Origin of the sequence: Streptomyces pseudogriseolus (assembly GCA_002154585.1) — a bacterium.
Lineage (GTDB): Bacteria > Actinomycetota > Actinomycetes > Streptomycetales > Streptomycetaceae > Streptomyces > Streptomyces pseudogriseolus.
The window spans coordinates 36,010-45,112 of sequence record MUNG01000022.1 but is presented as its reverse complement, the minus strand read 5'-3'; the positions used below and the strand labels follow the sequence as shown (position 1 = coordinate 45,112).

The 9,103-nt window shown below is 73.4% G+C and carries 11 protein-coding genes; 2 read left to right on the top strand and 9 right to left on the bottom strand.

The window, feature by feature from the left end:
• The 3 genes from CCN29_RS03700 to CCN29_RS35555 all read right to left on the bottom strand — a co-directional run.
• The coding region (locus CCN29_RS03700; protein ID WP_442538225.1) for an AAC(3) family N-acetyltransferase at window positions 1-669 on the bottom strand (669 nt) is incomplete at its 3' end.
• A 58-nt stretch (window positions 670-727) separates the two neighbouring features.
• Window positions 728-2,875, bottom strand: coding sequence for a radical SAM/SPASM protein FxsBH, inactivated beta-hydroxylase extension form (gene fxsBH, locus CCN29_RS03695; RefSeq protein ID WP_086680012.1), 2,148 nt, complete (start codon window positions 2,873-2,875; stop codon window positions 728-730).
• Window positions 2,876-3,101: 226 nt separating this feature from the next.
• The gene (locus tag CCN29_RS35555) at window positions 3,102-3,263 is read right to left on the bottom strand and encodes a hypothetical protein (RefSeq protein ID WP_158688531.1); all 162 of its coding nucleotides are present in this window, start codon (window positions 3,261-3,263) and stop codon (window positions 3,102-3,104) included.
• A gap of 214 nt (window positions 3,264-3,477) precedes the next feature.
• Here CCN29_RS35555 and CCN29_RS03690 point away from each other — a divergent pair, with 214 nt between their 5' ends.
• Window positions 3,478-4,392, top strand: coding sequence for a DUF4231 domain-containing protein (locus CCN29_RS03690; protein ID WP_107481666.1), 915 nt, complete (start codon window positions 3,478-3,480; stop codon window positions 4,390-4,392).
• An 18-nt stretch (window positions 4,393-4,410) separates the two neighbouring features.
• On the opposite strand, the gene CCN29_RS03685 is transcribed toward CCN29_RS03690, so the two are convergent.
• From CCN29_RS03685 to CCN29_RS35550, 3 genes are all read right to left on the bottom strand, one after another.
• The gene (locus CCN29_RS03685) at window positions 4,411-5,019 is read right to left on the bottom strand and encodes a hypothetical protein (protein ID WP_086680011.1); all 609 of its coding nucleotides are present in this window, start codon (window positions 5,017-5,019) and stop codon (window positions 4,411-4,413) included.
• Window positions 5,020-5,149: 130 nt separating this feature from the next.
• Window positions 5,150-5,725 carry a dihydrofolate reductase family protein gene (locus tag CCN29_RS03680; RefSeq protein WP_006132947.1) on the bottom strand — a complete coding sequence of 192 codons (576 nt, stop codon included), beginning with the start codon at window positions 5,723-5,725 and terminating at the stop codon, window positions 5,150-5,152.
• 140 nt (window positions 5,726-5,865) lie between these two features.
• Window positions 5,866-6,033 (bottom strand): hypothetical protein, encoded by a 168-nt coding sequence (locus CCN29_RS35550; protein ID WP_006132945.1) that lies wholly within the window; start codon window positions 6,031-6,033, stop codon window positions 5,866-5,868.
• Between the two features lie 253 nt (window positions 6,034-6,286).
• Here CCN29_RS35550 and CCN29_RS03675 point away from each other — a divergent pair, with 253 nt between their 5' ends.
• Window positions 6,287-6,712: a Zn-ribbon domain-containing OB-fold protein gene (locus tag CCN29_RS03675; RefSeq protein ID WP_031020809.1), complete on the top strand. Its 426-nt coding sequence runs from the start codon at window positions 6,287-6,289 to the stop codon at window positions 6,710-6,712.
• A gap of 31 nt (window positions 6,713-6,743) precedes the next feature.
• On the opposite strand, the gene CCN29_RS03670 is transcribed toward CCN29_RS03675, so the two are convergent.
• Genes CCN29_RS03670 through CCN29_RS03660 form a run of 3 tightly spaced genes read right to left on the bottom strand, consistent with a single transcriptional unit; the run spans window position 6,744 to window position 9,097 of the window.
• Entirely contained in the window at window positions 6,744-7,124 is a 381-nt protein-coding gene (locus tag CCN29_RS03670; RefSeq protein ID WP_006132943.1) for a PPOX class F420-dependent oxidoreductase, read from the bottom strand.
• Window positions 7,125-7,179: 55 nt separating this feature from the next.
• The gene (locus CCN29_RS03665) at window positions 7,180-7,905 is read right to left on the bottom strand and encodes a class I SAM-dependent methyltransferase (protein ID WP_086680009.1); all 726 of its coding nucleotides are present in this window, start codon (window positions 7,903-7,905) and stop codon (window positions 7,180-7,182) included.
• Window positions 7,898-9,097 (bottom strand): MalY/PatB family protein, encoded by a 1,200-nt coding sequence (locus tag CCN29_RS03660; protein ID WP_086680007.1) that lies wholly within the window; start codon window positions 9,095-9,097, stop codon window positions 7,898-7,900. The genes CCN29_RS03665 and CCN29_RS03660 overlap by 8 nt, the downstream gene beginning before the upstream one ends.
• Window positions 9,098-9,103 lie beyond the last annotated feature (6 nt).

Here is a 9,103-nt window from a genome sequence, read left to right as displayed (position 1 = left end):
CGCGTCGTCGACGACGCGACGCATGCGGAACTGCGTGACCGGTCGCCCCGACCATTCCCGCCGCATCAGAAGATCACTCGGCAGCCGCTCCCCGACCGCCGCGAAGTCGCTGTCGTCCAGGGCCGCGTCCTCGTACTCGACCCAGTTGCCCCGCTTGCCGACCACGCACCGGTAGGTCCGGCGGGGAGGCGGTGGGGTCGTCCGGTACTCGGCGAGGTGGAGGGCGCTGCACACCTCGAAACCGACGCGCAGCAGGAGGATGCGGGCGTCCGCCTCGTACAGCCGGGCCAGCGGGGAGCGCTCGCCGAGGTGGCAGTGGGGATGGTGGCCGTCGAGCAACTCGGGCGCGCGCGGGCCGAGTCCGGCGAGCGAGGTCTGGGGGTGGGCGCTGCGCACGGCGCCGGGTGTGGTCCGTACGCATTCGGCGAGGGCGCCCATCGTCGGGCAGGGGGTGGTGTCCGGGTCGTAGGGTGGCATCGTCGCACGGAACGCGCGCACTGCCCGTTCGTCCAGGCCCTCGATGAGCTGCTGGTGGGCGCGGGAGGTGTCGGAGTTCTCCGGGGTGAAGGCGGGCACCACGAGCGTCCCGCCGGGACCGAGGGCGTCGAGCAGTGCGTCGCGCACCGTCTCGGGGGCCGCGCCGGTGCCGCTGAGGGACGCGTGCACCATCACCACACCGCCTCGGGGGACGCCCGCCCGTTCGAACAAGGCTTGCAGAGCTGCCCGGTCAGCCACGGGCCGGCCCCGCCTCCGCTCGCAGTTCCTCGACCAGGGCGGCACCGGTCTCGGTCAGGTCCGGGGCCGCCGGCCCGGCCAGTTCCTCGAGGGCGCACTCCGCCCGCGCCCTGTCGCCCTGTGCCAGTGCCTCGACGGCGTCGGTGAGCAGGCTTCCGGCCCGGGTGCCCGGCACATGGAGGTCGGTGGCCCGGCGGAGGTTCGCCAGCCGGGCGAGACGGCCCAGCCGGGGCAGGGCGTCGGCGATGTCGGCCGATGTCGCGTCGAGTGCCACACCGAGGGCGCCGGTTCCGTCGGTGTCGAGCCGTACTCCGGTGCCGGGGGCGAGCGGGGTGACGGTGTCGGCCCGCAGGGCGTTGGGTCCGTCCGCCCACCCGGGGTCCTGCTCGGACAGGGTGCGGTGGGCCGTGCGCAGCTGTTCCGCGAAGGCGGCCAGCGCGGAGAGTTCCAAGGGCTCGGCCACCTCGGCGTGGAAGCGGTCGCGCCACGGGTCGGTGTCGTCGACGAGCACCTGCTCGCCTCCCGGCATGTCCACGCGGACCGACGGCCGCCACCCGGGGGCGGGAGCATCGCCCTTGACCTTGATCCGGTGGCCGTCCGGCAGGGTGACGGTGAGCCGTGCGCCGTCCACCTCCGCCTGAATGCGTGCCGGGGAGGGCAGGTTCAACGTGCCGAGCGTCGGCAGGTGCAGCACGCCGCCGTGATGGAGCCAGGACAGGCGCAGGGACGAGCGGGCCTGGACGGCGGCGGCCACCGCGACGGACGCGACGCGGGCGGTGAGCTCGACGCCGACCGGGGCTTGCGCCAGCGAGGCGCGTACGTGGCTGTGGGCGAGCACCCGGTCGAGGTGAGCGGCGGTGCGTTCGTCGGCGTCCAGGTGGAGCAGGCTCTGCCAGGTCTCGTCCCAGTCGGCGTCTCCCGCGAGGCGGTCGTTGAGGTGGGCGAGGAGTTCCCGGTCCCGTTCGAGCAGGGCGAGACGCAGTTCGCCGGGGTCGGTGAGGCCCGGGAAGTAGGCTCGCTCGGTGATGCGTTCCGCGATGCCGTCGACGAGGGCGCGCAGGTCGGCGCAGAAGACGGACGGATTGTCGAACAGGCGCTCGCTGCTGTAGCGGTGGGCGTAGAGGCCGCCGCCGCAGGACTGCACGACGGGGCATCGCCGGCACGTCTCGGAGACGCCCGCGATGCCGAGCCGCCGGGCCTGCACACCGGGGTGCCGGACGAATGCGTCGAAGCCGTGCCGGAAGACGTCGTACCCGGTGGCCGGGGCGCCGTCGTAGGCGACCTTGAGGGAGTCGGCCTGCTCGAACGCTCCATCCGTCTCGACCACGGCCAGGTCGGTGGGCGCCAGACCCATGGCCTCGGTCAGGCTGGGCCCGCCGCGCAGGGTGCTGAGCGCGGAGTCGAAGGTCCTGACCGGCACCTTCTGCCCCTGCTCCAGCCAGCGGTCGAAGACGGCGAGCAGCCAGTCGGCGTAGGGCGTCGGAGAGCCGGAGGAGCCGCGGGGCGGCGGGGTGTCCCAGGTGGAGTGGGGCAGGAGGTAGTCGATGCGGGGCGGGTCGAGCTCGGTGAGCGCCTCGTGGACGGCGAGGGGGTCGTTGTCCACGTCGACGGTGCAGAGCAGCCCGCCGAACAGATGGCGGTACTCGGGCGTCCGTAACAGGGCGACGGCGCGCAGGACCCGGTCGTAGCTGCTGCGGCCCCGGCGGTCGAGACGGTGCCGGTCGTTGGCGACGCGGTCGCCGTCGAGCGAGATCCCGACGCGGACGTCGAACTCCTTGAACACGTCCAGGTGACGTCGGCTCAACTGGACGCCGTTGGTGTGGACGGCCAGGTCCAGATCGGTGACCGCGCCCACCGTGGCGCGCAGCTCGGCGCAGATGGCGCGGATGCGGGCCGGGCCCGCGAGGAGGGGCTCTCCGCCGTGCAGGATGACGCTGACGGAATCGAGCTCGTGCGAGCGCGCGTAGTCGGCGAGCCTGCGGGCGGTCCGCGCGGCCGTCTCCTCGGCCATCACCTTGGGCCGCGCCTGCCAGCTGCGGTCCGCGTGCTCGTAGACGTAGCAGTGATCGCAGGCCAGATCACAGCGGCTGTGAATCTTGAGCACGAGTTGGCGGAGCGGAGCGCCCGCGGGGGCCTTCATTCACGACAGACTACGGCCCGCCACGCGGAATGCGCCATTCTAACGGTGCTTACGCGCCACCGCAGGAATATGTGTCAATTCACCCGCACTTCGGCGTTCTGACGGGACGTTTTTCGGCCGGAGACCTCGGATATCTCGAAAGGGGCCGCGCCCGGCGAACAATAACCGGGCGGACCTACCTCGTACGGCGGTGTTCCGGTGGTCCGGTCCGGGATCCGAGCGGAGCTCAGACTCCGGAGTTGAACGTCACCGGCTTGGTCCGGCGCCGGCCGCCACCGCCCTCGACCCGTGCGGCCGTCCTGGCGGCGGCGCGCGAGTCGATCGCCGCCAGGGGGGTGAGGCGTCGGCGGGACGCGGGGCCGCGCTCGGCGATCATTGATTCGTTCATCGTTCCGATGTCTCCTTCCATGGGCACCGGCTTGTCCCCGGTCCAGGGGGACCTGAGGTCCAGTGCCACGGTTGGTCCTCGGACAACAGCTGAGGGGACAGCACGGTTCGAGGCGGACCCTACCTCAGCCGCATGTCGGAAGGATGGCCATCCGGACCGCTTCGCATTCATACTCGTAAATCCTCGGCGCGGCCGAAGACTTCGGGGGTGGTCGATGAGCGCCGCTGTTCCTGGGCCGAGCACCGTGGTCAGCGACAGAGACCTGCCGCCGCTGTTCCAGTCAAGTGATCAATGGGCGATCGCCCGTCAGAGTGAGTCCTTCCGCGTCGTGCGGACCCAGTTGTTCGTTCTGCTCGCCGCCACCACGGCCGCCATGCTGGCCGAACGTCTCGACAGCCGCGCTCCCGCCGTGGCCGCGGCGGTCCTGTACGCCGGGAGCATCGCCCTGGGGCTGCACATCGCCCGGCGCCGTGCCCGTACGCACTGGCAGGCGCACCGGGCGGCGGCGGAGCTGCTGAAGTCGCTGGCGTGGCAGTACATGGTGCACGGCGGCCCCTTCCACTCCCGGGTGCCGCACCCCGAAGCGCTCTTCGAGGAGCGGCTGGAGGCGCGGCTGCGTGAGCTGCGCAAGGTCGGCTGGGTCGATCCCCGCAACGGGCCCGTCACCCGGGGCGCGGGGCAGATCACGCCGACGATGCGGGCTGTGCGGTCCAAGCCGTTCGAGGTGCGCCGGGACATCTACCTCCGGGACCGGCTGCTGGAGCAGCAGCTCTGGTACAAGAGGCGTGCTTCCCAGGCCCGGCGGGCCGCGGCGCTGTGGTCGTCGGTCACGGCGCTGCTGACCCTGCTCGCCCTCACGGCGGCCGTGCTGCGGGCGCTCGGGCTGCTGGAAGGCTGGGATCTGACCGGTCTGTTCAGTACGGCCGCGGCGGCGGGCGTGGCGTGGCAGGAGCTGCGCCGGCACCGGCCGCTCACCTACGCGCACTCCCTCGTCGAACAGGACCTGGACACCCTGCGGGTCGCGATGACGACGACGGTGGCGGAGAGCGGCTGGGCGGACGCGGTGGCCGAGGCGGAGCGGCTGGTCTCCCCCCAGCACTCGGACTGGCTGGGCACCTTCGGCCGGTGAACGCGCCGGTGCCGGGCGTCAGTCGCGTACGACGCCCGGCCTCCACAGAACGGTCACCGGGACCCCGGTGCGGCGCGCGTACGCGACCACGTCTCCGGTGCCGCCGACGCCGCGCGCGGGCAGGCCGTCCCAGACGGCGACCAGATGGTCGGCGTGGTCGACGATCCACCGGCCTGCCGCAAGGTACGCCGCCTCGCGCGTCGGCTCGGGCGGCAGCCGCTCCTGCTTGGCGCAGGAACGCAGGATGCGCCGGTAGGCGCGCAGGGTGGCGGCGTCGCCCAGGCCGGCCTCGTGGTCCGTGCCGGGGATCACCGCCGTCACGGGCACCCCGTTGGCCAGGGCGATGTCGGCGAAGATCTGGTCGGCTCCGGCGGCGAGGCTGGTGAGCGCCTCCAGCGGTCCGCCGTCGCCGTCACCGTGGGACGGTCCGCCGCCTCCGTCGTCGTGGGACAGTCCGTCACCGTGGAACAGCGCACGCATCCCTGCCCGTACGACGGGTTCCACGGCGGCCGGGATCGCGCGGTGACCGGTGACGCCGATCCGGGTGACGCCGGTGCGCGGTACGGGGCGCGTGAGCCGGCCGGGGCGGAGCAGGACCGCCTGGGTCGCGGGTGCGGTTCCGGTCACGACAGGTCCCCTTCCCCGCGCCGGCAGTGACGACCACTGTAGCGCCGGGCCGCGCGCCGAAGCAGGGGGCCTCGCGGGCCGTACGACGCTCCCTCCCGCCCCGCTGGGGCCGCTGCTCCGGGCGGTGGTCTCAGTGCAGCGTGGGCCGGTAGACCAGTTCCTGGATGCGGTCGTCCAGGGTGCGGTGTTCGAGCAGTTCGAGGTCGAAGTCGGCGGCGCCCTCGAAGACGCGGTCCAGGCCGGTGCGGCCGGTGACGACCGGGAACACCGTGATCTGGAGGCGGTCGACCAGGCCGGCCGCCATCAGGGCGCGGTTCATCGACAGGCTGCCGTGCGAGCGCAGCGGCACGTCGGACTCCTCCTTCAGGCGCGCCACGACGTCGACCGCGTCGCCCTTGACGACCGTGGCGTCCGGCCAGTCCAGGGGCTCCTGGAGCGTGTTCGAGACGACGATCGCCGGCAGGTTGCGCATGCGGGTGACCCAGGGGTCGCGGACGTCCGACTCGCCGGTGCTGTCGGCCAGCATCTGGGCGAAGGCCCGGTAGGTGTTCGCGCCGAAGACCATGCGCTGCTCCCCCGCGTGCTGGGCGAGCCGGTGGTCGAGCAGTTGCGGGCCCTGTTTGCCCCAGTAGCCGGTCCAGTCGCCGCCGGCGGCGCCGTAGCCGTCGAGGCTGGAGAAGACGTCGAAGGTGTAGGTGGCGGTCATGCGGTTCTCCTCGGGGGGTGCGGCGGGGCCGGCCCGGTGGCGGCCGGCACACAGGGGAGACCCCGTCGCCGTGCGCAGCTCATCGCTCTGCCCGCCACCGTTCCTCAGGTCGGCCCTCTCCGCACCCCGGCCGGGGCTTGTCAGCGTCTGCGGGGCCGTCCCGCGCCGATGCCGGCGACGTGCAGGGCCAGGGCGGTCAGCCCCAGCAGCATCACGTTCACCGAGGAGAACACGTCGTTGGTCGTGATGTCCGCCGCGTTGATCAGAAAGGCGATGAAGAACAGCACCGCCGCCACTATGCCGACCATGAACAGGCTCCTTTTCCTAGGGGTGTTGCCCGTATGCCCGTCCTTGGCGTGTGCAGACCTGTCACGTGCCGTGCACATGACGGCGTTCCCCGGGGAAGGGCCCCGGCCCCGCAGAAGGGGGTACTGAGTGCCTTTACGCGTGGCACTCAGTGCCATACTCTGTGGCCGTGCGCGGTGGCACGGCCACCGGGCAGGCGCGTGTCCGGGCGACCGGGCACGTGGACGTCCGGCCGAGTGCAAGGAGTTGACCAGCGTGTACCACTTCTCAGGGAGCGTCGCTCAGCAGGCAGCCGGCTCCACGCGCCTGCTCGAACCGCAGGGGCCCGGAGCGCGGAGCGGCGACCAGGAGGCCATGCTCTTCCAGCGTTGCACCTGGTGCGGCACGGCGATGTACCACCGGCTGCTGTGCCCGGTCTGTCAGGGCAGCGACCTGCGCACGGAGCGCAGCGCGGGCCTGGGCACGGTGCGCCATTCGACGGTGCTGCACCGCAACACCCCGGCGGCGCGCAACGTTTCGCTGATAGAGATGGCGGAGGGGTTCGTGGTGCGGGGCCGGGTCATGGGCCCGCCGATCGGCATCCACAGCGGCGACCGGGTGCGGCTGTCGACGGCCGAGGACCCGGTGCGCGGCGAGCCGGTGTTCCAGCTGGTGGACGAGCCGCTGCGGGCCTGGACCTGACCGGTCCGGCCCCCGTCGCCGGAGCGCCGGTTCAGAGGGTGACGCGGATGCCCACCGTGCCGTCCAGGCCCCGGCGCAGCCGGCTGCCCAGCAGGGTGAGGCGGCCCATCAGGCCGTACTTGCGGGCGATCAGCTGCCGGTAGCGGGCGGTCGTGGCCGCGTCGCAGATCTCGGCGGTGGCCGGGACCTGGTCGCCGGTCGGGTTGCCGCGCACGTCGCAGGGGCCCACGAGGACGTCCCCGCGGGCGCGGACGCGCTTGACCTTCCACGAGTCGGCGGCGGTCCACACGCCCAGTGCGTCGCCGTCGCGCACCACCCACACCGGGGTGGCCACGGGCGTGCCGTTCTTCCGGTAGCTGGTGAGGAGCAGGTACGTGCCCGCCCCGAGCCGGTCCCGCAACGCGTCGTCCATGGCCGAAGTCTAGGCCCGCCGCGGCACGGTCCGCCGGGAGCCGTCCGGCTCGGCTCTACGGGCGGCGGGCCACGAACACGAACTCCCGGCCGGGGCGGTCGGGCGCGTCCCTTACGTCCTCCAGCACGTAGCCGTGGTCGGCGAGGTCCGCCTCGACCTCCTGGCGCTGCCGGAACCGCAACGTCGAGTCCGAGGTCAGCACCTCCCCGTCCGAGGCGAACACGTACGTCGTACGGAACGTCACCAACGGGCCGTCCACGGCGGTCACGTCGTGCCAGCTCTCCACGACGCCGGCGCCGGGCACGTCGGCGCGGACGTACGAGTGCTCGCGGGTCCAGGTCTCCCAGGCGCGCCGGGCCGGGTCGCGGGTCTCGAAGACCAGGCGGCCGCCGGGACGCAGGGCCGAGCGGGCCCCGCGCAGGGTGGCGTGCCAGTCGGCGGGGTCCGCGATCGCCTGGGCGACGTTCCCCGTCATGGTGGCCAGGTCGGCGGTGAGCGGCGGCAGGTCCGTCGCGTCGCCCTCGATCCAGCGCACCCGCCCGGCGCCCGGCTTGGCGCGGGCGACGTCGAGGGACGCGGCGGCCGGGTCGGCGCCCACGACGCCGATGCCCTCGTCCGCGAGGAGCAGCGCGAACACGCCCGTGCCGCAGCCGATGTCCAGCACCCGGCGGGCGCCGAACTCCCGCGCCGTGCGCAGATAGGCGTCGAGGTCGCCGCGGTCGGGGCCGAGCGGGTCGTAGACGGCAGCGAGCCGGGGGTGGGCGAAGCAGGCGTCAGGCACGGGCGCCGCCCGCCGCGCGCACGGCGGCAGCCATGCGCCGCACCGCCTCGGTGAGCACCTCGGGCGAGGTCGCGAGGTTCAGCCGGGCGTGGCCCGCGCCGCCGGTGCCGAAGGGCGGTCCGCCGGTGAGCGCCACCCGTCCGTGCCGGAGGAACGCCTCGGCGGGGTCGTCGCCCAGGCCGAGGTCCCGGCAGTCCAGCCAGGCTAGGTAGGTGGCGTCGCCCGGGCGGTACCGGACGGCCGGCAGCTGCTCGGCGAGGAGCGCGGTGAGCAGCCGGCGGTTGGCGTTGAGGCCGTCGAGGAGGGCGTCCAGCCAGCCGGTGGCGTCGCGCAGGGCTGCGGTGTGGGCGAGGATGCCGACGTGGCTCGGACCGTGACCGACCACCTCCGGCATGCGGGCCAGGTCGTCGGCCGCGGCGGGCCCGGCGACGGCGAGGGCCGCCTTCAGCCCGGCCAGGCTCCACGCCTTCGACGCCGACATCAGCGACAGGCCGCGCTCGCCGCCGGGCACGCTCAGGTACGGCACGAAGCGCGTGCCGTCGTACACCAGCGGCGCGTGGATCTCGTCGGCGACGACCCGTACGCCGTACCGCTCGGCGAGCGCCGCGACCGCCGTCAGCTCGTCGGCGGTGTGCACGGTGCCGGTGGGGTTGTGCGGGCTGCACAGCAGGTACGCGGCGCGCCCGCCGCCGGCGGTCGCCTCGCGGAAGGCGCGTTCCAGGACGTCCGGGTCGAGCCGTCCGTCCGCGCCGAGCGGGGCTTCGACGACACGGCGGTCCGCGTGACGGGTGAAGTCGTAGAAGGGCGGGTAGACCGGCGGGTTGACCACGACCGGGTCGCCGGGCCCGGTGACCAGCCGGAGCATCTCGACCACGCCCAGCATCACGTCCGGCACGATCGCGGTGCGCTCCACGGCGAGGCCGGACCAGCCCCACCGCTTGTCGGCGAAGGCGGCCAGCGCCTCGGCGTAGGCGGTCCCGGCGGGGTATCCGGTGTCGCCGGACTCCATCGCCTCGGTGACCGCCCGCACGACCGGTCCGGGCGGCGCCACGTCCATCTCGGCCACCCACACCGGGAGGACGTCCTCGGGGTACGTACGCCACTTCATGCTGGTGCGGCGGCGCAGCTGATCCAGGGAAAAGGCCTCGAGCGGATTCGGTTCACCGGACGTACCGTGCGGGATCCTGGTCATGAAACA